Below are 23,121 nucleotides of genomic sequence, written 5' to 3'. Positions count from 1 at the left end.
CAACTAAGTCCAAGGAGTGATGAAAAATGATAGAGTTATACGTAGATGGCGCGAGCGCCGGTAACCCTGGAAAAAGCGGAATCGGAATTTACATCAAAGGAGAAGGAACACAAGTAAAGCTATCAGAACCGATCGAGCCAACAAATAATCATACAGCTGAATTCATCGCACTCTTGCGCGGTATGGAAGAAACAGCAAAATTGACGACCGGAATCGTATCAGCACGCTCTGATTCAAAAGCAGTCGTTTCCGCAGTTGAAAATGAATTTGTGAAAAATGAACTTCATAAAGGATATTTGAATGAAATCCTGTCAATCGCGAAAACATTCGAATTCTTCTTCATTAAATGGATTCCGGATACTGAAAACCGTGCAGCTGATGCCCTCGCAAGAGAAGCAATCCATCAGCAAAGCGATGCTTGACCCAATAAAAAATAGTCGCCGCCAAAAGGGTTGGCGGCAAACACTTATTCCACTTTCATAAATGACACCGTATTATGGGTACTGTCGAACAGAACCCATTCCCTATCATCGACAACCGCTCCAACATTGACAAGCGTCTGTCCAGCTCCAATAAAATACGGGTGCTCGAACAGCACATCTTCTTTCTTTCCATTATGCATCAACCCCGAATTATGGCTATGCCCATAGAACGTCAGCGACTTCACTGTATCTGCCTTCAGTAAAGACCAAGGTTCCCCGCCCCATGTCCATTGATGTCCATGGATGACTTCCGCATTTCCAAGTTCCATTTTCTCCGGCATCTCGGATAACATTTTGAGCAAAGGGTCATCAGCTTCAGTAATCAGTAAAATTCGCTCCTCCTGATTCCCTTTGACAGATGGAAAAGTAAGTAATTCTTTAAAGCCATCAGGCAGTAACATCACTTCAGACAAGCTGGTATACTTACGTTCAGTTATATTACGTTTACTGATTGTACATTCAAACAAGTCACCCGTGCCGATTAAAACGGCATCAGGCGCTTGTTTATTTATATGGTAAAGCACTTTTTCCAAATCTTCTTTAGAGGAATGAATATCCCCAATTATCGCGTATTGCATCAATGGTACCTCCACTACGTTCAACCTTTTTCTACATCTATGGAATCTCTGGAAATCCAATCACTGTAACTTCCAATATATAGCTTTACATGATCATATCCATTATGTTTCAGCATGGCGTATAACGGCGTAGCCGTAACTCCGCTGCCGCAATAGACAGTAATTTCGTCTTCCTTACTAACTACTTTTGAAAGCTGATCTTTCACGTCACTCCCCAAGTCATAGGCTCCATCCTTTTTTAGCTGTTCCCAGTCGAAATTCAATGCCCCGGGAATATGCCCCGCAATCGGGTCGATCGGTTCCACTTCCCCGCGATACCTCTCCGCAGATCGCGCATCCACAAGTACATTTTTCGTTTCCCCAGCCACGGTCTTTTCAACGAATTCGCGGGAAGCGAAAATGGATTCATTCCATTCCGGGTTGACTTTCGAAGGCTCAGGCTTTGTGAATTCATCGGAAACTGGGACACCCGATGCCTTTAACTGATCAAAACCTTCATGGGAAATGAACGCGTTCTTAAAACCAGCATATTGAAGAATCCACCAAGCCCTTGTTGCAAAAGGTGCCCCACCGTCATCATAGACGAGTATTAGATCATCTAATTCAAGTTCACTTTCCCTGAACAAAGACGTCAATTCATCTTTATCTGGCAAAGGATGTCTACCCGACTTTTTATTCAAATCGGATAGGTCTTTCCCGAGATCCCAATGGACTGCATCTTTAATATGCCCCTCTTCGAATTTCTTTTTCCCCAATTTTCATCTTGCAATGAATAACGTGCATCAATCCATTTAACCCCCTTGACAGTAACGTCGGTGATTGATTTAAAAACTTTCCCCATTGTAAAACATCCCCCTTAACGAATTTGTTTGTAAACTGTACGCCATTCATCCAATTGTTCAGTATCTTGTAATAAAGAACGTTCTGATTCGATTTGCTGAATACTTTGTTTCAATAAATGAAGTCGTAACCCTTCTGCTTCGGCCTCAATCCATTGATCGGCCCAAAATTCAAGTCGTTCTTTTTCTTTCCCTAAATAGATTGAAGCATCTTGCTTCAAACGCTCTTCAAGCTGATCTCTTAGAACCAATCGATCGCCTCTTTCGAAAAACGATTTCTGGTTTTTAAATAGACGGTTAACATCTTTATACACCGCTGGATTCTCATAAGGAGTTGCGAATGAAAGCATCTCTTTATCTTCTGTCTCATATGGTGACGGTGAAATAGAGGAATCCTTTTCACCAAGGAATCGCACTTCCGAACGCTGACGCTCTTTCAATTGTTTATTCATAAAGTTAAGCATGCGTAAGTTCGTGACCTTCAATTCTTGTGTCAAGTCAAACCCGACCATTTGCACGGTTTCAGCAAGAGACATTGACAATGCCTTATCAGCAGGGTAATTAGCAAATGTTGACGGACTATAACCTTCCTTGAAAAAGTCTCCGAAACACAAGAATACACGTTGTAAAATATAGTAAACCAACTCATTCAACTCATTAGTCGATGCTTTTCGAATAACTTCTGCAAATCCATGTGAGAAATGAGCACGAATTTCCTGTTCAAAACGGTCAAGCTCAAGCATACGTTCCGCTTTTCGGGATTGGTTCAATTCTGTTCTTTCGATCAAAGTTGCAAGACGGTTAACCGTTTTTTCAGCCTCTTCTTGGAGTGCCTGAACAGCAAGACCCTTTAAATCATCTTTCAAGAAACGCTCAAAATGGCTTTCAAATTCTTGCATAAAAGGATCCTGTTGACCAGAAAGTTTCGCTTCCAATGCTTGCAAGCTCGAAATTCCATGGACGCGGGGATGACGGATTCCAAATGACGTCAACTCCTGCTCAACAAATGATTTTACAGCTTCAGCTTCTTCATCATTTGAGGCTAAGTCGATTGCATTGACGACAAAGAACATTTTGTCCAATTCGAAAGCATCTTTCACCCGTCCCAGTTGAATGAGGAACTCGCGGTCTGCTCTTGCAAAAGCGTGATTGTAATACGTAATGAAAAGAATCGCATCCGCATTTCTAATATAATCGAAAGCGACATCCGTATGTCTCGCGTTAATTGAGTCGGCTCCTGGTGTATCAACAAGAGTAATCCCCTGCCTTGTCAATGCACAATCGATGAAGAGATCGATTGAGTCTACGAAACAGCTACGTTCTTCTTCAGCTACAAATCGGGTAAATTCACTTTCTTCCACGTTCACAGTTGTTCCAAGTTTTTCCCCGTAGACAGGATACCCTTTTTCGAATGCACGGATGAACGTTTTATGGATATGAAGGCTTTCATCCTCCAACTCCCGCTTCAACACTTCTTCGGATTTCCTAAACGCTTCTTCAAGTGACAAAATCGGAATACCTAACTTTTCGAACGAGAACGCAACGTCTTCTGTCATCTGTTTGACTGATTTCAAATGAACATCCGCTGTTCGATCCTCTTTTCCAGAAGATAACGGTCGAATTCGATTTATAGCAGCAGTCGTCGGATTTGGAGAGACAGGTAAAATACGGTCACCGATCAATGCATTCGAAAATGAGGATTTCCCTGCACTAAACGCACCAAACAACGCTACTGTAAATTCCTGCTGGGAAAGCCGGTCAGACTTATTCCGCAAATAATTTGCCGTTTCCAAAAAGCCCGGAATGTCCGTTACTGCTTCTGCAATATGTAATGCTTGTTCAATCACTTGACTAGCCTCAGTTGTATTAGACTCCGTTTCTTCTTCTGTCTGTTCGTCTAACTTAGACTCCTCAGCAACAATTTCACTTTCCACTACTTCAAGATTATCAAGGTCAATCAACTTAATTTCAGATTTCTTTTCCCATTCACTAAGGAGATGACGGCTTTTCTCTTTCAAACTTGCAGATGGAGTTGTAACGTCATCGTTAAGAGTAGACAATTTTTCGTTAATCTCTTCAACTTGCGAAATGGCTGAAAGTTTTTGCTCAAGTGAATGAATAGTTGAAAATAGTGATTCTGATTCTTCATTTCCAATTGATTCGGCGATGGTAGACATTTCTTTTTCCAGTCATCCGTTCGTTTCCGGATGACTTGTTGGATGGCCGATTTCATCTGTTCCGCCATATTAAGAACAGTATCACCTGTCAGGACATCGGAAACATTCAGATAGGAATCAATTTCCTCAAATGGGACAGTCAAATCCATTTCATCTATTTCAATCGACCGTTGATCGGTCATGAAACCAGCATCTTTCAGCACTTTTTTCATTAATGCCTTCATATGCACTTCAATTTGGGTATGTATAAGTTTGGATAAATTAGCTGTCAAAGCATTCTTTCTATTTTCTCTTTCCTCTGCAGTCTTTTTAGCTCCGAATAGAAAACCTACCTTGAATCTAGAAGATTTCGATTCCAAATACTCTTTTAGCAATTCCCTCGTTTCGAAAGGACTAACTGATGCGTTTCGCAGCAAATCATTTCGTTCCCTTTCAAAAACGGCATAAAATTCATCACCCGTCAGAAGGGCTGCACGCTTTTTCAACTCTTTCACTTCGGTTAAAAGTTCCCCATGTTGGGACCATTCGTCTTCAGAGATCAACTCCGCATAAGCCTGTTTACGTTCTTCTTTTTCTGTTTCAAGGTAATTAATATGCTCTTCTTTTAACTTAAAGAGGGAAAGTTCTGCGTTTTCCAAGAAATGCTCTTTCCAGTTTTCCATTGAGCCTTCTACAATCTTTTTCACCTTTTCAAAATCATTATATGAAAGGTCTTTATCTCTTAAAGATGTGTAAAAAATGCCTTTTGGTTCAACTCCCCATAGACTAAATGAGTCTTCGACCGACTTCTTGAACGCCTCAAAAGGCAATTCGCTTTCCCGATGTTTATCAATCTGGTTAATGATCAAATAAACATTGGGATTATAACGCAATAGCTCTTTTGTAAACTTGAAATTCAGTTCTGACTGGACATGATTATAGTCCATCGTATAAAAAACAAGATCCGCCAGATGTAGAGCCGATTCTGTTGATAGGCGATGTGCATCATCTGTTGAATCGACGCCAGGCGTATCCATAACAGTTATAGCTTCAGGTAATTTTGAAGCGGGATGACCTATTTCAACAAGCGCAATTTCAGCACCGTCTTTGCTGAAAGACTTAATCGCTGGCGAAAAGCCATGCCCTTCGTATTTATATACTGTACCGTCAGTCCTATGGATAATTGCATATTCACTATCTGTCTTTTTCACTTTTACAATATTGGCGCTCGTCGGGATAGGACTGGATGGCAATAAATCATCACCTGTCAGCGCATTGATCATTGATGATTTCCCTGCAGAAAAATGACCTGCAAAACCGATGACAAATTCCTCATCTACTAACTTTCGCGCTAGTGATGCAGCTTTCTTCACACGGTCTTCGTCATGATTTTCTTTAAATAATTGACCGTAAATTGCCACCTGCTGTAAAACATCTACTTGTTGTAAATTATGTGACATTGTATTCTTTCCTTCCCTAAAATTCTGTTTCTATCATACCATCTTTTCCAAATGAAATAAGCAATTAGAAAGTTGCGAAATTACTCAAATTATTCTCGCATAGAAAAAGCTGTCTCTAATTGGATTTACCTAAATTAGAGACAGCTTGATAATTATTTAATGATAGTTGTTTGGATTTCTACTGGAAAAATACCTGAAATTACGCTCTTCAATTCCTTGTCTTGCCCTTCAAGTGGAATATGGATACTTCCGTAGTCATCGCTTGTTCGTATGAGTCGTCCCGCACCTTGGCGTAGTCTTAGCAACATGAACGGAAGGTCGACCTCTTTGAATGGATTTTCTGCATGCTTTCTACGTGCATCAAATAAAGGATCTTGAGGTGGAAATGGCAAATCGTAAATGATGACACGTGTTAAGGCATCATTCGGAACATCTAAACCTTCCCATAAATGATACGAGCAAAGAACCGATATTTCCTTACTTTGGAAGTCTCGAATCATTGAAGATAATTCCCTTTCCCCTTCAAATGCAATTTCCTTCTGTTCTTCTCCAACCTTCTCTTTAAATTCCTTCATGGATTGTTCGGATTTAAACAGAATAAGTGTTTGTTCATCCTTTTGCAGTAAATCAAGGACATAATCATTCTTATCCCCTTCTTCTAGTTCCGCAACAATTACGTCCATCACTTCTTCATAATCAAAAGGTGATTCAACAGAAAACGACAGAAAATCATCGATTCCAAGGCTATCCAGTAAATACGTAAAATCTTGCCCGACTGATAGAGTTGCGGATGAAAAGACAATTGGAAGGTTAGAGGAAAATAGTTTTTCCTTTAGTATATCCGTTACGAGTCGAGGCATAATGATAAGCGTCATTTCCCCTTCAGCCTCTTCGACCCAATCCACCGCATCGTTTTCGGAAGTGAATAATTCCATCGAGAAAATATATTGTTCCAAGTATTCCTCAACCATTGTCAAATCATATTCTGGAATAATATAAAGTTCGCCTTCGAAAACAAATTCTTCCAATAATGCGTTGGAAATCGCTATTGTTTCCTTTCCTACAGAAAGAAGTTCAACGCTTTTATTGATAGCTTTCCGTTCTGTGGTATTTCCATTCGAATTCGCGCGGAGTAGGCGGAAAAATTCTTCATGCAGGTCAATCAATTGTTCCATTAACCGCAGTGTCTCTTCCCGAACCCCGTCAACCATGATACGTTCCAATAAGTTCAGCAATGTATTATTTTGAACTTCATATGTGAGTGCCCGTTGAGCTGAATATTCAAGAAGATGTCCTTCATCGAAAACAATCATGGATACATCAGGTAGCAAAGGGAGCTGTCCTTGACGCTTTCTTGATTCCTTCGTCCAAATATGTTCCATATAGAAGTCATGTGAACAAATGATCACATCAGCTGCCTCACGATAATGATTGCGGTGGATTGTCTGACCGCATCTGTTTCGGATATCGCAGGCTGCACATTGTTGAACCGGATGGAAATTAATTGTTTTCCATTGTTCATCATTTATGTCAGGATAATCGGATCTCTCTCCATATGGGGAAATAGATTGCATGGATAGATTGCCTCGAACAAAGTCAGGCAGACTACTTTGAACGTTTTCTGCATACACTTCGGAAGTTGCATCCACCGCATCTTCCAATCTTTTTAAACATAAATATTGGTCTCTCGCCTTCGCAAGACGGACATCGATATCGATTTGAAGAGCATCGCTGATTTTTCTGATATCGCCCTCTTCTTTAACAAGCTGATCGATTAGTGTTTCATCCGCACAAGAGATAAGGGCTGGCTTTCCTGTGTATCTCGCATAAGCAATGGCTGGCAATAAATAAGCAATTGTTTTCCGGTTCCAACTCCCGCTTCAGCAAGGAGAACTTTCTTCTCTTTTAGCGCTTTTTCAATTTGGAATGCCATATAGATCTGTTCATCCCTGCATTCAAATCCTTTTTCTGTCAGATCATCATATAATGTATCACCAATCCAGTCATTTAAGGATTCGTAGAATGATTTCTCTTTGACAATGAAAATGGCATTTTTCTTTTCATCTGCGCTTCCCCTTTCCTTTACACATGGAAACGGAAGAGGGGCATCCTCTTCCGTTAACTAAATCTTATTTCCGCTGACCCCAATATTGATAAAGGTCCGTTCGGATAAAGCCATTGAATAATTTACGTTTCTTAGTCGCTTTTTTACCATACATCGTTTCGAAGTTTTCCAAGGAGGAAAGCATGTAAACGGACCATGAAGGATACTTATCCATAATATGGCCCATAATCTGCGTTAGTTCCTCTGCTTCTTCAACTTCCCCCAACCGTTCTCCATAAGGAGGATTACCGACAAGAACGCCGTTCAAACCTTCAACCGATAAATCTTTAATGTCCCGTTGTTCAAAACGGATCAAGTCCATAAAACCGGCCTCGACGGCATTTTGCTGGGCTACTTTTATCATTCTTGAATCGACATCGAATCCTTTAATGTCCAGTGGTTGATCGTACTTTGCTATGTCTTCTGCTTCTTCTCGTATACGGTCCCAAATTGTAGAATTCATCCATGGCCAATGTTCGCTACTGAATTCACGGTTATAGCCCGGTGCAATATTCTGGCCAATCATTGCCGCTTCTATCGGAATTGTACCCGATCCACAAAACGGGTCGACAAATGGCCGATCGGGATTCCAGCGTGTCAATTTGACGAGGGCGGCTGCCAGCGTTTCTTTCAGTGGTGCGTCCCCTTGTCCGATACGATAGCCGCGCTTATGCAAACCGGTACCACTCGAATCAATTGTTAGAGTGACCTTATCTTTTAAAATTGATACTTCAAGTTTGAATAATGGACCGATTCGTCTAAAAAGCCTGTCCTGTGATAGGCAGTCTTCAACCGTTCGACAATTGCTTTTTTAACGATTGCCTGGCAGTCAGGGACACTGAAAAGCGCGGATTTGACTGATTTTCCAGCTACTGGGAAGTTTGCGTCGACTGGTAGATATTGTTCCCATGGAAGTGCTTTTGTTTGTTCGAATAGGTCATCGAATGTTGTTGCGTGGAATTCTCGACTATGACGCGTACGCGGTCAGCGACACGAAGCCACATATTCGTTTTTGCGATTGCTGTTTCGTCGCCTTCAAAGTATATTTTTCCGTTTTCTGTTTTAGTTTGGAAACCAAGTTCCTTCACTTCATCCGCAACAATTGACTCAAGGCCCATTGCAGACGTAGCTACCAATTTATAATTAGCCATTCATGTCCAACTCCAATTCATAACGTATGTATAGGCAGTTGCTATATACTTATATAGTCTGTGTAAGTTTTATCAAATAATTTCCCAATTAATGAAGAAATGCTCTCCAAGCGTACGGAGAGCATTGATTGTTATGTTGAACCATCGTGAATTCGATAAGCCATGTTTTGTTCCCGTGTACTCAAACGGCTTGCGCCTCGTACTTAGGGTGGTAATCATCTATCTACAGACCCATCTAAAATGATGTCTGTCCCTTCATCTGTTAAATTCCTTCAGAAGAGTGCCCCTACCATAATTTGGGTTTCTCGCTCGTGGGGTTTACCGCGTTCCATCTGACCCGTTTCCGAACCAGCTACGTCACTGTGGCACTTTTCAGGGAACCTCGCCCATATGCGGCAAGCGCACTTAGGACTTATCCCCGCCGTCAATGTGCTATGCACAAAGCCACGGCTTATTTTTTTCGCCGAGCACGAACACTACGGTCATCTCAGAACCGTGCGAGCATGGACTTTCCTCTACAACGTATGTTGCAGCGATTACCTGAATTCACACTATGGTCTTAACAGTATACAGCTTTTTTCATTAAATATCAATTGATTAATTTATTGCTTTTCTTTGCAACGTGTTCACTCGTAGTCGTATAGTTTACTACCGAAAACATGCTTTTCTAAATTCGAAATCCGCTTTAACAAGTCAAAGTTAGTTGTATTAGTGTTAGTGGCAGCTGGACGTTTAGCCTGTGCAGCCAACTCATCTTTCAATCTTTCGTTTTCCATTCGCAATTCGGAAATCGTTTTTTTGAAAGCCTCATAATCCTGTATAACTTGGTCAAGGAATAAGTCAACATCTTCCTGATTGTATCCGCGTAGACCCGTTTTGAATTCTTTTTCAAGAATTGTTTTCGTATCGAGTTTTATTTCCATAAAATGACGCCCTTCCATCTGTGTTTACGTATCGCAAGTATAGCATATTTTGTATATCTGTGTCTTTTATTTTCAGTGTTAAAAGACGGTTTTTGTCGGTTGATGCGCTTCCCGGGAAATAGCTTCTTCCGCAATCTTATTTCCCTGTATTCGAAGTCATTTCCCATTCTCTTTTGAAACGTTCTGGGAAGTCGGAATTGTTGTTCAGCAATTTAATCGCCATCCTTGTATAACGCAATGCCGTGTCCAGCTCTTTTACCTTATGCTCGTACAGCTTGGCTAATTCCTCGAAAGCTATAATTCTTTCCCTTCCGTCTATACCATCAGCAGCAATTTTAAACGAACTAATTGCCTCCGTATGACGATTCTCTTTCTTAAGGATGAAGCCAATATGGAAATGTGCCATAGGTTCCTCTGCTCCGAATTCGGCAATGACATCGCCAAGAACCTTTTTGCTTCGGTCAAAGGATTTTAAATCTCGATACCATTTCCCGATGTTTGTTTTGGAATTAGCCGAAGATAATTGCTGTTCTTCAAGAAGAAGGTTGGTCGATCGGATATATAATGTAACAAGTGAAAGGATATCCCATTCATTATGCATAAGCACTTTCATCAGCATCTCTGGACGTCCGTTTTTTACCGCGTCTTGGTAAATAATTGGGGCCATATATCCGGGGATGTCTCCTTCGCGGAAGAAACCAAGCTGTTCTTCCTCGACGGCAGTGAGTTTGAACGTATCCATTTCGTTTTTCCAGATCCGTTTCGATCCATGTAGCAAATCGATTTCCGTATGTTTCAATAAAGGCGGCAGATGATCTCTATTCATCGTCCATCTTGTCTCCACTTGAGGCATGTCAAAACTTTTCCCATTATACATGACGACCGACATTGGGATTTTCCAGAAGTTCGATGCGTAAAGAAAGGCAGCCTCGTGATCAGGACCGGGTAAAACATATTGGGTTAACGTGAATTTCGTTTCAGTGTATTCGATAAAGCCCATCAGGAAGATTAGTGTCCCTGCACCCTTAAGTCCAGTAGTTTCTGTATCGAAGAAAACAAGGGGCCGGGATAAATCCGGAGCGAGAGGATGAATTTCATTTGCTTCTCGCCAACTTTCCACAGTACCCAATAAACTTGATAGTTTGTACTTTCCATGAAAGTGTTCCGGTCCGTAAGTAACTACACGTTTATAGATAATTCCATACTTATTTTCTTCTTTCGTCAGGCCAGCCGCAAGCCAATTCTCTTCGTAAGGTGGAGAAGGTGGTCTTTTTCGTTTCGGTTCCTCTGGCTTTTCATTCGATTCGGCAGGTTTTTTCTTCAGAAGCTTCTTCATCTGCATCAATTTGGCTTCATATGACACTTGAAGTACCTCCAATTAAAGGTCTTAATACTGAGGATATATGCTGCAAGTATTTATGTTGGCGCATTGATCCCCACCTTTCTATCTTTCTTTTATGGATATCGTAACATAGAAAAGAATGGAGAGGTGTAGTATTCAATGGCTTATTGTCTTGACCGGCCATTCAGGAATACTCATTACTTTAGAAGAAAAACTAATTTACTCCGACAAATCTTGCGATAAACGAATCATATCCCTACACTGAATACCGTTTTCGAAAATTGCTTTGGGATAATGTCTAACAAAAAAGTCAATATCGATACCAACAATCCTAAATCCACATTTTTGATAAAGGGCCAGTTGTCCGATGCTTGAATTTCCGGTTCCAATTTCAATTGTTTTATATCCTTTTTTCTTGGCAACATTTATAGCATCCATCACCAACTGTTTGCCTATGCCGCTTCCATGTTGCTCTTCCACGACTGCAACATTCACCAGCTCCACTGTCTTTGGTCTTGTTGGAAGTAATACGTAAACACCAACAATCTGTTGTTCAATTTCAGCTATATAACATTCGCCCCTGTTGACATACTCTTCTATACTTTCTCTTGAAGGGTCGGCCAATAACAACAAGTCTAAGGGGATTTTTTCACCGTTATTTAGTTTTCTAATATCCATTTTATAACTCACATTTCCTTTACAACAAAATTATGATAGATTACCGTCCTACTTCAATACAAGGAATTCAAGTACTTGATATACCCACAATTAATTTAATCGCCTTTCGAGATTTTTGTGTCCGTTTAAAACCTTCTTTTGAGTCAAGTATAAAAACGGTTTTACCAATCCAAATTCTAAAGTATAAAGAGTGGTATTGTATTGGACCCACAACCCCTTTTTCCTCATATTCGGTTCCATTCTCTAATTCTGTCTCTGTCCTAATGAGCCATGTATTACCAATTCCAAACTCAATAAATTTCAAAAAACCATCTCCTACCGAACCTGTCTTATACGTATCCCTTTTTGAGCGCGATGGTCGAACATTAATTACATCGATAACTTCAGCGTTATCGTGAACCAAATAATCATGCAAAGGCAATTCAAAAGATAAAATGCGAAAATGTAATTTGCCTATTAAAGGGGTTGAAGCCATGTAACAAAGCTTCAACCCCTCTTTTTATTGCACTAATTTATGCAGCAACGCACTAACTTGCCGTTTAGCAGTTTTCACGCCTTCTTCCTGAGCACCGATACAAACCGGACAGCCGTTTTCACAAACGCAGCCAGCGACATGTTTTGCTGTTCTGCCGATCAGTCTCTCCACCTGCCATAAAGCTTTTCGCTTAACCCAATGCCTCCCGGGTAACTATCGTAGATGAAGATGGTCGGTTTACCTGTATGGATCGCTTTTACTTGCGGAACTACATGGATATCTGTTCGATCGCATCGGACGAATAACGGAATGAATGATTGAATCGCATATGCTGCCCCTGTCAACGCATCCGTCAAATCGGATTCCTTCCAGCCTTCAGGGGTGTCGAATGTGTACCATGTGGATGAGGTATGCAATTCTTCTGCTGGTAGAGTGATAGGGCCAGAGCCGATATTATCATGTGTATCGAACCGGATTTTTTTGAATATCGTCGGGATGGCCAGGACCGCAATATCGCCGAAAGCGGTCGTAGCTTCGCCTAATTGCTCTCTTTCATCCTCACTGATGACCTTCAACTCAACCGCAAGATTTGCATCCGTATAGTAATCCACGTCCACTTCTGTGACATATGCCTTCTTCTCTTCCCAATCTAACATCTCCACCTGATACTGTTTTCCCTGATGGATATAAATCGCCTCTTCATGCAAAAGGGTCATCGCGCTATAGCGATCCATCTCCCCTATTACGACTGTCCCTTTCGGAATCGTTCTGTCTATGATGACGACATTTTCCTGAGAGGCGGAACGGAGGCTGATTTCGCTTGCTGGGAATCGGTCTGTCATCCAATGCCATTTATCTGAAGTTCGGACTAGGACGCCTTCGCTTTCTAAAAAAGCAAGTAGTTCTTGGACTTCGAATTCACCATATGTTTCGGTCAGTGTGAAAGGCAATTCAAATGAAGCGCATTTCAAATGATCCATTAGGATAAGCATATTATCTGGATGAATCCGAGCCTCTTCTGGAGTTTGTCCCAATAAGTAATCTGGATGTTGAATAATGTATTGGTCGAGCGCCATAGATTGAGCGACATAAATGATTAAAGCATCATCTTGCCTTCTCCCTGCCCTTCCAGCTTGTTGAAAAGCGCTGGCGATGTTTCCTGGATAACCGGTCATTATGCATGCCTGAAGTTGCCCAATATCAATTCCCAATTCAAGCGCATTTGTACTGACCACTGTTCTGATTTCGCCTTCGCGTAATCGTTTTTCGATTTTCCTGCGCTCCGAAGGTAAATAACCGCCCCTGTAGCCCATGATTGTTTCATCGAAAAGTTTTTTCTTCGTTAATTCCTTCATATAGGTTACGAGCATCTCAACACGTACCCTACTTTTTGCAAAGATTATTGTTTGAATACCCTCCCTATAAAGGAAGGAAGCGATATCTCGTACTTCAAGAATGGCACTTCTCCGAATCCCGAATGTTTTATGGACGACTGGAGGGTTATAGAAAACAAAATGCTTAACCCCAGCCGGAGCACCGTTGTTCGAGATAAGTTCCATTTCAGTACCCGTCAATGATTCAGCCAACTCTTTCGGATTGGCAATTGTTGCGGATGTACAAATGAAAGTCGGGTTACAGCCATAATAATTGCAAATACGTTTCAACCTTCTTAAAACATGCGCAACATGGCTACCGAACACTCCTTTATACGTATGCAACTCGTCAATGATGATATATTTCAAGTTCTCGAAGAGTGAAACCCATTTCGTGTGATGAGGTAAAATTCCAGAGTGCAGCATATCCGGATTCGTCAAAACGATATGGCCGGACTTCCGAACTTTTGTCCTTAGACCGGGTGCTGTATCTCCATCATACGTATAGCTCAGTATCGTTTCTCCACTTGCCTCGATCAATCCATGTAAATCGGCCAACTGATCTTGTGCTAAAGCTTTTGTCGGAAATAAATAAAGAGCGCGTGATGAATCGTCCTCCAAAATGCTTTGCAGGACCGGCAGATGATAACATAATGATTTACCTGAAGCGGTCGGCGTCACCGCTGTTATCGAATTGCCTGAATCGGCAAGATCGAAAGCAACACGTTGATGGCTATAAAGTTTTTCGATCCCCTTCTCCTTAAGCGCCTTTACAATTGAAGGATGAAGACTTGACGGAAAAGGTGCGTATGTGGCAGACTTCCCAGGAATCTTTTGATAGTGGCTAATGTTTGGCGATAACTCAGGATCCGTTAAGAGATGATTGACTATCTCACGGACACTTCCCTGCTTCATTCGCTGTAACCCCTCTCAGATTCCAATGCTTCTAACACCGTTTTAAGTGTGTATGTGGCAGAATTTATGGAAAGCACAAATCGCTTCTTTCCCGTTTTCGCATAAAAGGATTGTACAATGAATTGTTTCATCGATTCATTCAACGATTCAACTTGATGGATATGGACGTATCTTGGTTTTTCAGTGCGAATATATGTCCTCATTTCCTCCGTCCAATCGTCTACTAATTTATGGTTTTCATCTGCATATGGCTTCACTTCATTAAAAAAATCGGGCTCCTCTTCCAATTCCCGCATAGCTAAAAGTCTTGGTAGGCATTCTTCACATACCGAAAGGAGCCGTTCCGTTTTCTCTATAAGATTCAAGTGATCTCTTCCTTCCCGGATTCTTTCCTTTAGTCTATCAAAATTTTACGGAGACACCAAGTTCAACGAACGTATATTCTTTGGGAATTCATGTTAACACGGAACTTTTATAAGGATAATCCGTCCAATCATTATGGTATGATAGTGATACGAGGTGGTAGGTATGACGATACGATATCCGAATGGGAAGAAATACGTCCCTGTTCAACAGTTGGAAACCGGAAGAAAAAAACAAATCCATCGTTCAGCAACCGCGGAAAAACGCTTGAAGATGAATTGAATGATACGAATGAATATTACTTGTCCAACAACATAGCGGTTATCCATAAAAAACCTGTCCCTATCCAGGTCGTGAATGTGAAATATCCTGCCGCAGTGCCGCTGTTATTACGGAAGCATACTTCAGGTCACCATCGACAACGGATTATAATGGAGTGTGGAATGGAAAATATATTGATTTTGAAGCGAAAGAGACTAAAAATCGAACTTCTTTCCCTTTGCAGAACATCCACGAACACCAAGTAGAGCATATGAGGAAAGTATCAGAGCAAAATGGAATCACGTTTCTCTTGGTTAAATTCACGGTTTTAGATCGCTATTTCGTTGTGCCTTATGAGTACTTCGAAAAAAAGTGGGAAAGAATGATAGAAGGCGGAAGAAAATCTATAACACTCTCTGAAATTGAGGAGATGTCCATAGAAATAGAAGCTCGTTACAATCCACGGCTTGACTATCTATCAGCCTTAAAGAAACTACAAAACAATTTCAATTGATCGAAAGGCAGGAAAAAATATGAGTGATACTTTAAATTCACGCGCAGCCCGCCGTCAAAAAATGGAAGCGGAACGGAAACGCGGAAAAAATAAAAAACCTAAAAAAAATGGCAATGTCATCAAGAAAATTATTTTAGCAATAATTGCCGTCGGACTTGCGGTATTTATTGGTGGGCTCGCACTCTTCGCTTTTTACGCAAGCAGTGCACCCGATTTGGATGAAAGTCTTTTGAAAGATCCGATTACAAGCAATATTGCCGATCGTAACGGAAATGTTTTCATGAAATTAGGAGCTGAAAAGCGGGAGTTTGTCCCTTACAATGAAATACCAAAAGAAATGGAAAATGCAATTCTTGCGACTGAAGATGTACGATTTTACAAACATCATGGTATGGACTTTTGGAGACTCGGCGGAGCAGTTTTAGCGAACTTTAGAAGTGGATTCGGTTCGCAAGGTGCTTCAACGTTAACGCAACAGGTTATTAAAAACTCTTTTCTAACCGATGAGAAAACCTTAAAGCGAAAAGCACAGGAAGCATGGCTCGCGCTTAAATTGGAAAGGGAATATGAAAAAGAAGATATTTTTGAAATGTACTTCAACAAAATCCTGATGTCCGGGAGGGTACATGGTTTCGGCACTGCCGCACAATATTTCTATGGAAAGAAGTTAGATGAACTTGAGCTTCATGAAATGGCGATGTTGGCTGGTTTACCACAATCTCCAAATGGATATAATCCATTCAAAAATCCAGAGCGTGCGGAAAAACGTCGAAACACAGTTCTCAGCTTAATGTACAAACACGAGAAAATTACAAAAGAACAGATGGAAGAAGCAAAAGCAATTCCTGTTACTCAGACCCTTGTTCCTGAAGATCAACGAGAAGATTCCAATTCTCAATATCTTGCTTATGTAGATATCGTATTGGATGAACTGGAAGCTGCCGGCATGATGGATCTTCTATCAGAAGGCGTAACAATTCAAACTGCGCTTGATCCTAAGGCACAACAGTCGGTTGAAAGAGCTATCAATTCAAATATTTACGAATCAGATGAAATGCAAGCTGGAATGACTGTATTGAATACAAAAACAGGTGAAATTGTTGCGATTGGCGGCGGTCGTAACTTTTCGGGTCGAAACCTGAATTTCGCTTCAGATAATCGTAGACAGCCTGGTTCGGTTATTAAACCTATCCTTTCATACGGCCCTATTATCGAAAACGAAAACTGGTCAACAGCTCATACAGTAGTGGATGAACCTTATAAATATAGGGGAACGAATATATCGATACGGAATGTCGATGGTAAATTCTTAGGCCCTATTACAACAAGGGAAGCATTATATAAATCTAGGAACATCCCCGCTGTCAAAGTTTTTGAAGAAGTTGGAGCAAAAAAAGCCGTCCAATTCGCAAGCAAACTAGGGCTTTCTTATGATAAGTTGGAATCCGTCATAGCTATCGGTGGTGGACGGGCCAATTTTCTACAATTGAAATGGCAGGAGCTTATTCCGCTTTCGGTAACGGGGGTATCTATACGAAACCCCATGCGGTTAAAAATGTAATTTTAAGAGATGGGAAAACAAACATAAAACTTTCCCCTGACCCGGTAACTGTCATGAAAGATTCTACAGCATACATGGTGACAGACATTTTAAGGGATGTTGTCACAATGGGAACAGGGAAAACAGCAAATGTTTCAGGCTTAGATATGGCTGGAAAGACGGGTACGACAAACTATGATGCCGATGCTAAAAAGAAACTTGGCTTGAAGAACTCTGATGTTCCCGACAGCTGGTTCACCGGCTATACAACAGAATATACAATTGCCGTTTGGGGAGGTTACAAAAATTATACGACCCCAATTACAACTTTCGATCGTGGTCGCTATGTACCTCAAATCCTATTCAGAACGGTAATGACTGATCTTGTCGCGGGCAAGAAGACGCCACATTTCAAACAACCAAGCTCAGTGGAAGAGGCAACAATTGTGAAAGGTTCGAATCCTACAATCCTTGCAAGCAGGTCAACTCCGGATGCATTAAGAAGCACCGAACTATTTGTACGCGGAACTGTTCCAACAAAAATGGATAAGGAATACCTGACTGAGTTAGATGCACCGGCTGGATTATCAGCGGAATACGACAATGAGACAAATTCAGTAATACTTAACTGGACACATAAAGGTCCAGATACAGAATTACTTCTTGGACCAGTCCAATTTGAAGTTTCTGTCGCGATGGACGGTAGCGAAGTGCAAAAAATGACGACGACTACCGATCAAACCGTGACATTCTCTGGAGTAGAGTTGGGTCATACGTATGTCTTTTATGTCAAGGCAATCGCGGGCGATATTGAAAGTAGTCCTGCCTCCACTTCACTTCTGATTGAAGGGCAAAAAGAACCTGAATTTAACAATGAAGATGGCAATCAAGGCAATGATCAAGGCGAAGAAAATAACGGGAATAACAATGGCAATAATAAAGGAAACAACAATAAAGGTAATAATGGTAACAAAGGCAACAATGGAAATGACGGCAACAACAACGGTTCAGACAACAACCCGGATGAAGACGGGAGTGACTCCGGTAACAGTGGAGATGATTCCGGTTCCGGAGATGATGGCGAACCAGACAATGGAACCGATGATGGTAGCCAGTAAATAATAAAGCCGGTAAAGGATTGAATCCTTTACCGGCTTTTTATCATGTTTCTTGCCAATAAGCTGACAGCTTTTTTCTGTGCTTCGGAATATAAGGCTTTTAATTGAATATAAGCAAACTCCCTATTCATCTTTTCACGGATAAACAGTAATCGTTCATGTCCATTCAATGGTTCAATGGCTTGCGATGTATCTTCAACCGCAGTGGGCTCAATAAAAACGAAAGAACTAAGCATTTCTGAATAGTTATTAATGGCAGTTTCCATCAATGGCACTACCTTCCGATCCTTCTGCTTCAGAGCTGCCGCAATCTCATCACTTAACCCAAGCCACTTATCCCAATAAGAATTTAACACTTCATGATCCCTATTTTTATAGTTAAGCAAGGTTTTTCATCCGTTTCTTCCCTTCCCTGCATAACGGTAAAAGTGGACATTCTGGGCAGGCGGGATTTTGCGCTTTACAATGATATCTTCCAAAGAAGATGATCTGGTGATGTGTATCAGTCCATCTTTCCCTCGGCGTCCAGCGCATAATTTTTTCTTCCACCATTAATGGTGTATCCTTCCAACGATTCATCCCAAGTCTCTTTGCTACACGCTCTACATGTGTATCAACAGCCATTGCGGGAATTCCGAACGCATTGGATACAACAACATTTGCTGTTTTCCGACCTACTCCCGGGAACGTCGTCAGCAAATCACGATCAGCGGGTACTTCCCCACCAAATTGTTCGATTAGAAGAACACTTAATGCTTGAATATTTTTTGCTTTATTTCTATATAGACCGATTGACCGAATGTCATTTTGCAATTCTTCAATTTCAACAGCCAAATAGTCTTCAGGTTTTTTATACTTACGAAATAGATCAGCTGTCACCCGGTTCACAAGAACATCTGTGCATTGTGCTGAAAGTAAAGTTGCAATAAGAAGTTCAAAAGGATTATCATGCACTAATTCACAATGTGCATCTGGGAACATCTTACCAATTTCTTCAAGGCAGATTTCCCATTCTTTCTTTGTCAACATGTCCCATCACCTATTCCCGTTCTTCCAACCAATTATAAAACGGCACCTTCTTAACGCTGCTATCCTGCTTAGATGCCGGACGTATTATTGCGGTCCGAAATGATTTAGATTGCTTTTCCACATCTGATAATGTTTTTATATTCTTTTTCTTCCACTCGAAAAGAATTCGATCAATGTACCGTAAACTTAACTTTTGGGCAAGCACTGCTTCCTTCAAAGCTTGTCTTATAATTTCCGCGGAATGTCGATCATCATCCAGCCACATCGTAATTGTTTCGCATTCCATCGGGGAGAGCAACCTACCAAATTCCTGTTCAAATAATGTAAAGATCTCTCCCTCATCATTCTGAGAAGTTTGCTCCTCAACGATTGTCTTTTTTTCGGCAAGGGCAACATTTACAAGTTTAATCCATAAGGAATGCATAGATATTTGTTCGTAAAGAACACCATTAGGATCTTGATCTTGCTTGATTTCTATTAATCCTCGTTGCATCAGCCGTTGCATGATTTCAGATACTTGATTCACATTTAAATGCATACGTCCAGCGAGTTCCAATGGTGTAGGAAACTGTGAACCTTCCGTTTGAAAAGCAAGCATATGCATGATTAACATTGCATCCAAATCTTTTATATCCAATGCTTTATAATACTGAAAAAAAAGCTGGGAAATGGTAACATTTCCCTGCTCAATCCAAATTCGGAGCCGTTCTTCGTCTTGCATTCCGAACACCTCACTATATATATCTTTCCGATTAAGGGTACAAACGATTCAACAAACGTGGGAATGGAATAGTCTCCCTAACATGCTCCACTCCTGAAATCCAAGCGACTGTCCGCTCCAATCCAAGGCCGAATCCGGAGTGTGGAACAGCACCATATTTACAAAGATCCAAATACCAGCTGTATGCAGATTCATCCAAATTATGATCTTGAATACGTTGCTTCATCAATTCATAATCATAAATACGTTCAGAACCACCAATGATTTCGCCATAGCCTTCAGGCGCGATCAAATCAGCGCAAAGTACGACATCGTCGCGATCCGGGTGCGGCTGCATATAGAACGATTTAATATCTTTCGGATAATGCGTAATGAATACTGGCATATCGTAGTTTTCAGCGATCGCTGTTTCATGCGGTGCACCGAAATCATCGCCCCACTGGATATCATCAAAGCCTTTACCATGAAGGAATTCAATTGCGTCATCATAAGTGATTCGTGGGAATGGTGCCTGAATCTTTTCAAGCTTCGACACATCCCTACCGAGCCGCTCAAGTTCCAATGGACAGTTTTGTACAACAGATTGAACGATATGCGATACATACTGCTCTTGGATTTCCAAGCTTTCCTCGTGTTGGACAAACGCCATTTCTGGCTCAATCATCCAGAATTCGATTAAATGGCGACGTGTTTTCGATTTTTCTGCACGGAATGTTGGTCCGAAAGAAAAAACTTTTCCAAGCGCCATTGCAGCAGCCTCCATATAAAGTTGGCCGGATTGTGATAAATAAGCGTCTTCATCAAAGTATTTCGTATGGAATAGTTCCGTCGTTCCTTCAGGTGAAGAACCAGTTAAAATAGGAGGATCTATTTTCACAAAACCGTTCATATGGAAAAACTCATATGTCGAGCGGATGATTTCATCCCGAATTTTCATGACGGCATGCTGTTTACGAGAACGCAGCCATAAATGGCGGTTATCCATCAAAAACTCAGTTCCGTGCTCCTTCGGTGTGATTGGATAATCCACTGCTTCATTGATGATTTCAATATCCTTCACTTGCAGTTCAACACCGAATGATGAGCGCTCATCTTCCGTAACTTCAGCAGTGACATAAAGTGAAGATTCCTGATGAACGGATTTAGCCTTTGCAAATACCTCTTCGCCTACTGCTTCTTTTACGACAACTCCTTGAACGAAGCCTGAACCGTCACGAAGTTGCAGGAATGCGATTTTACCGCTTGAACGTTTGTTTGCTAACCATGCTCCGATGCGGACTGTTTCCCCTACATGATCGGGCATTTCGTGAATCATAATTGTTTTCATAAGTACCTCCGTAAATATCTGCTATTATTCTTTCCAATTCGTTTCTACATATGAATGGATTCGTTTTACTGCTTCTTCTAATAAGTCAATAGATGTTGCATAGGATAATCGAATTGTTTCAGGTGAGCCAAAGCCCGAACCTGGGATGACTGCAACTTTCGCTTCGGTCAATAATGCGGAAGCGAATTCATCAACAGAGGAAAACCCTGTTTTTGCGGCTGCTTCCGAAACTTCCGGCAACAAATAGAATGCCCCTTGTGGTTTGATGACCTTGAAGCCCGGGATTGCCTGAAGCAGTGGATAGATGCGCTCGAGTCTTGATTCAAAATCCTTTCGCATACCTTCAACAGTATCTTGAGGTCCGTTATAGGCCTCTATCGCCGCATATTGTGAAGTAGTAGTAGGATTGGAAGTTGAGTGGCTTGCCAAGTTTGTCATTGCACTGACGACTTCCTGATTACCAGCAATATAACCGATTCTCCAACCTGTCATAGAATGCGATTTGGATACCCCGTTGATAATGAATGTCCTTTCCTTAGCGTCATTGGAAATTTGTGCAATCGACACATGTTTCTCGCCGCCATAGATAAGTTTTTCATAGATTTCATCCGAAATGATCCAAATATCTTTTTCTTTGCAGACTTCTGCGATTCTAAGAAGTTCTTCATGGGAATAAATCATCCCTGTCGGATTACCTGGAGAATTGATGATGACTGCCTTTGTTTTTGAAGAAACTGCTGCACTTAACTGCTCTGCAGTGACCTTGAATTGAGATTCAGGAGTACTTTCCACAAACACTGGAACACCGCCTGCCAACTTCACCTGTTCTGGATAGCTTACCCAGTAAGGGGTTGGAATGATCACTTCATCTCCCGGATCCAAAATTACTTGGAATAATGTATAAAGGACATGTTTTGCTCCGATGCCAATCATAATCTCTTTGCGTGTAAAATTCAATTGCTGGTCTTTTTTCAGTTTCTCTATGACAGCATCCTTTAATGCTGGTAAACCGCCAGAAGGAGTGTACTTTGTTTTTCCTTCTTTCATGGAGGCAATTGCCGCTTCGAGAATGTTTGTTGGAGTGTTGTAATCAGGTTCTCCGGCGCCGAGGCCGATTACATCAATCCCTGATTCTTTCATCTCTTTAGCTCTCGCAGTGATGGCCAGTGTTGATGACGGAGATAATGTGCTAACCCTATCGGCTAATTTCTTTGTCAATTGAATCGTCCCCTAGTATCTTTATCAGTGAATGGATAGGTTATAGGTTTAAGATTCGTTTCCACCATTCGCCATTCTCAAAAAATACATACACATAATTCAGTTTGCCGTTTTCACTTTTGAATGCGACTTCCCATACAGGATGCCCCTCTTCCAGGCCTAATACTACATGCAGGATTTTCTCCATTTGAAGTTCGGATTTGACTGTTTCAAGCGCTGTTTTTGCATCATTCCGTCTTTTAAATCTACTTCATCAAGAACCTTTTCCGTTTTTTCTTCAATAAATATCGCTTTTTCATTACCATCGGCATCTTTTCCGTAAACAGTCACCATGGAAATGGTACCGTTGTAAATTTCCATGCGGTCAACCGTTTGGAGATTCCCATTCTTTAAGGCAATATCTTCCGCATTTTTCTGTACGGTAGAAAAAGGTTTATTCGCATTATATAAAACGATGACGGTGATGAAAAGTGATAAGGCAAGAAGGAAGGCAACGATGAATTTGACCCAGTTCAGCATAGTGCATCATTTCCTATATACGAAAAAACAAATTC

Annotated in this window: 18 protein-coding genes, 1 other RNA gene and 4 pseudogenes; 4 read left to right on the top strand and 19 right to left on the bottom strand. The window is 41.1% G+C overall.

What is annotated here, in order from left to right; genetic code table 11:
* Nucleotides 1–26 precede the first annotated feature (26 nt).
* The gene (locus tag QNH10_RS13005; protein WP_283731872.1) at nt 27–422 is read left to right on the top strand and encodes a ribonuclease HI family protein; all 396 of its coding nucleotides are present in this window, start codon (nt 27–29) and stop codon (nt 420–422) included.
* Between the two features lie 44 nt (nt 423–466).
* Here the strand turns inward: QNH10_RS13005 and QNH10_RS13000 are convergent, their stop codons facing one another.
* The 13 genes and pseudogenes from QNH10_RS13000 to QNH10_RS12945 form a co-directional block, all read right to left on the bottom strand.
* Nucleotides 467–1,060: a metallophosphoesterase family protein gene (locus tag QNH10_RS13000; RefSeq protein WP_283731871.1), complete on the bottom strand. Its 594-nt coding sequence runs from the start codon at nt 1,058–1,060 to the stop codon at nt 467–469.
* Nucleotides 1,061–1,080: 20 nt separating this feature from the next.
* Nucleotides 1,081–1,815 (bottom strand): sulfurtransferase, encoded by a 735-nt coding sequence (locus QNH10_RS12995; RefSeq protein ID WP_347177884.1) that lies wholly within the window; start codon nt 1,813–1,815, stop codon nt 1,081–1,083.
* A 101-nt stretch (nt 1,816–1,916) separates the two neighbouring features.
* Nucleotides 1,917–3,746, bottom strand: coding sequence for a dynamin family protein (locus tag QNH10_RS20680; protein ID WP_347178057.1), 1,830 nt, complete (start codon nt 3,744–3,746; stop codon nt 1,917–1,919).
* A 167-nt stretch (nt 3,747–3,913) separates the two neighbouring features.
* Nucleotides 3,914–5,515, bottom strand: a complete 1,602-nt coding sequence (locus QNH10_RS20675) for a dynamin family protein (protein WP_347177883.1) — start codon at nt 5,513–5,515, stop codon at nt 3,914–3,916.
* Nucleotides 5,516–5,667: 152 nt separating this feature from the next.
* A pseudogene (locus QNH10_RS12985) lies at nt 5,668–7,579 on the bottom strand (ATP-dependent DNA helicase).
* Nucleotides 7,580–7,644: 65 nt separating this feature from the next.
* Nucleotides 7,645–8,770: pseudogene (locus QNH10_RS12980) on the bottom strand (THUMP domain-containing class I SAM-dependent RNA methyltransferase).
* Nucleotides 8,771–8,921: 151 nt separating this feature from the next.
* Nucleotides 8,922–9,318: RNase P RNA component class B (rnpB, locus tag QNH10_RS12975), an RNA gene on the bottom strand.
* Nucleotides 9,319–9,396: 78 nt separating this feature from the next.
* Entirely contained in the window at nt 9,397–9,693 is a 297-nt protein-coding gene (gpsB, locus tag QNH10_RS12970) for a cell division regulator GpsB (protein ID WP_283731870.1), read from the bottom strand.
* A gap of 136 nt (nt 9,694–9,829) precedes the next feature.
* Entirely contained in the window at nt 9,830–11,056 is a 1,227-nt protein-coding gene (locus tag QNH10_RS12965; protein WP_283731869.1) for a ribonuclease H-like domain-containing protein, read from the bottom strand.
* A gap of 198 nt (nt 11,057–11,254) precedes the next feature.
* Nucleotides 11,255–11,713, bottom strand: coding sequence for a GNAT family N-acetyltransferase (locus QNH10_RS12960; RefSeq protein ID WP_283731868.1), 459 nt, complete (start codon nt 11,711–11,713; stop codon nt 11,255–11,257).
* 67 nt (nt 11,714–11,780) lie between these two features.
* Nucleotides 11,781–12,017, bottom strand: a complete 237-nt coding sequence (locus tag QNH10_RS12955; protein ID WP_283734635.1) for a DUF3977 family protein — start codon at nt 12,015–12,017, stop codon at nt 11,781–11,783.
* Between the two features lie 195 nt (nt 12,018–12,212).
* Nucleotides 12,213–14,476: pseudogene (locus QNH10_RS12950) on the bottom strand (DEAD/DEAH box helicase).
* Nucleotides 14,473–14,841 (bottom strand): YppE family protein, encoded by a 369-nt coding sequence (locus QNH10_RS12945; protein ID WP_283731867.1) that lies wholly within the window; start codon nt 14,839–14,841, stop codon nt 14,473–14,475. Before QNH10_RS12945 ends, QNH10_RS12950 begins: the two are co-directional and overlap by 4 nt.
* A 169-nt stretch (nt 14,842–15,010) precedes the next feature.
* On the opposite strand from QNH10_RS12945, the pseudogene recU reads away from it, so the two are divergent.
* The 3 genes and pseudogenes from recU to QNH10_RS12930 all read left to right on the top strand — a co-directional run bounded on the left by recU (nt 15,011) and on the right by QNH10_RS12930 (nt 18,272).
* A pseudogene (recU, locus tag QNH10_RS12940) lies at nt 15,011–15,614 on the top strand (Holliday junction resolvase RecU).
* A 19-nt stretch (nt 15,615–15,633) separates the two neighbouring features.
* Nucleotides 15,634–17,175 carry a transglycosylase domain-containing protein gene (locus QNH10_RS12935; protein WP_283731866.1) on the top strand — a complete coding sequence of 514 codons (1,542 nt, stop codon included), beginning with the start codon at nt 15,634–15,636 and terminating at the stop codon, nt 17,173–17,175.
* On the top strand, nt 17,106–18,272 hold the full coding sequence (locus QNH10_RS12930; protein ID WP_283731865.1) for a penicillin-binding transpeptidase domain-containing protein: 1,167 nt from the start codon (nt 17,106–17,108) through the stop codon (nt 18,270–18,272). The genes QNH10_RS12935 and QNH10_RS12930 overlap by 70 nt, the downstream gene beginning before the upstream one ends.
* 29 nt (nt 18,273–18,301) lie before the next feature.
* Here the strand turns inward: QNH10_RS12930 and QNH10_RS12925 are convergent, their stop codons facing one another.
* The 6 genes from QNH10_RS12925 to QNH10_RS12900 form a co-directional block, all read right to left on the bottom strand.
* Nucleotides 18,302–18,658 carry a YpoC family protein gene (locus tag QNH10_RS12925; protein WP_283731864.1) on the bottom strand — a complete coding sequence of 119 codons (357 nt, stop codon included), beginning with the start codon at nt 18,656–18,658 and terminating at the stop codon, nt 18,302–18,304.
* Entirely contained in the window at nt 18,651–19,301 is a 651-nt protein-coding gene (gene nth / locus QNH10_RS12920) for an endonuclease III (RefSeq protein ID WP_283731863.1), read from the bottom strand. Before nth ends, QNH10_RS12925 begins: the two co-directional genes overlap by 8 nt.
* Before the next feature lie 10 nt (nt 19,302–19,311).
* Nucleotides 19,312–20,022, bottom strand: coding sequence for a DnaD domain-containing protein (locus QNH10_RS12915; protein WP_283731862.1), 711 nt, complete (start codon nt 20,020–20,022; stop codon nt 19,312–19,314).
* A 31-nt stretch (nt 20,023–20,053) separates the two neighbouring features.
* Entirely contained in the window at nt 20,054–21,349 is a 1,296-nt protein-coding gene (gene asnS / locus QNH10_RS12910) for an asparagine--tRNA ligase (protein WP_283731861.1), read from the bottom strand.
* 24 nt (nt 21,350–21,373) lie between these two features.
* Complete coding sequence (locus QNH10_RS12905) at nt 21,374–22,567, bottom strand: pyridoxal phosphate-dependent aminotransferase (protein ID WP_283731860.1); 1,194 nt, start codon at nt 22,565–22,567, stop codon at nt 21,374–21,376.
* A gap of 165 nt (nt 22,568–22,732) precedes the next feature.
* Nucleotides 22,733–23,086: a cell wall elongation regulator TseB-like domain-containing protein gene (locus QNH10_RS12900; protein ID WP_283731859.1), complete on the bottom strand. Its 354-nt coding sequence runs from the start codon at nt 23,084–23,086 to the stop codon at nt 22,733–22,735.
* Nucleotides 23,087–23,121: the final 35 nt, after the last annotated feature.

Origin of the sequence: Sporosarcina thermotolerans, from assembly GCF_030067815.1 — a bacterium.
Taxonomy (GTDB): Bacteria; Bacillota; Bacilli; order Bacillales_A; family Planococcaceae; genus Sporosarcina; species Sporosarcina thermotolerans.
Note: the sequence above shows the minus strand (reverse complement) of the source record. Positions and strands in the feature narration are given on the sequence as shown.

Excerpts from the sequence above, each read along its gene's own strand:
- QNH10_RS12935 (WP_283731866.1), top strand. The coding sequence starts at position 15,634 with ATGAGTGATACTTTAAATTCACGCGCAGCCCGCCGTCAAAAAATGGAA.
- QNH10_RS13005 (WP_283731872.1), top strand. The coding sequence starts at position 27 with ATGATAGAGTTATACGTAGATGGCGCGAGCGCCGGTAACCCTGGAAAA.
- QNH10_RS12915 (WP_283731862.1), bottom strand. The coding sequence starts at position 20,022 with ATGCAAGACGAAGAACGGCTCCGAATTTGGATTGAGCAGGGAAATGTT.
- asnS (WP_283731861.1), bottom strand. The coding sequence starts at position 21,349 with ATGAAAACAATTATGATTCACGAAATGCCCGATCATGTAGGGGAAACA.
- gpsB (WP_283731870.1), bottom strand. The coding sequence starts at position 9,693 with ATGGAAATAAAACTCGATACGAAAACAATTCTTGAAAAAGAATTCAAA.
- nth (WP_283731863.1), bottom strand. The coding sequence starts at position 19,301 with ATGTTGACAAAGAAAGAATGGGAAATCTGCCTTGAAGAAATTGGTAAG.
- QNH10_RS12900 (WP_283731859.1), bottom strand. The coding sequence starts at position 23,086 with ATGCTGAACTGGGTCAAATTCATCGTTGCCTTCCTTCTTGCCTTATCA.
- QNH10_RS20675 (WP_347177883.1), bottom strand. The coding sequence starts at position 5,515 with ATGTCACATAATTTACAACAAGTAGATGTTTTACAGCAGGTGGCAATT.
- QNH10_RS12930 (WP_283731865.1), top strand. The coding sequence starts at position 17,106 with ATGGCAGGAGCTTATTCCGCTTTCGGTAACGGGGGTATCTATACGAAA.
- QNH10_RS13000 (WP_283731871.1), bottom strand. The coding sequence starts at position 1,060 with ATGCAATACGCGATAATTGGGGATATTCATTCCTCTAAAGAAGATTTG.
- QNH10_RS12960 (WP_283731868.1), bottom strand. The coding sequence starts at position 11,713 with ATGGATATTAGAAAACTAAATAACGGTGAAAAAATCCCCTTAGACTTG.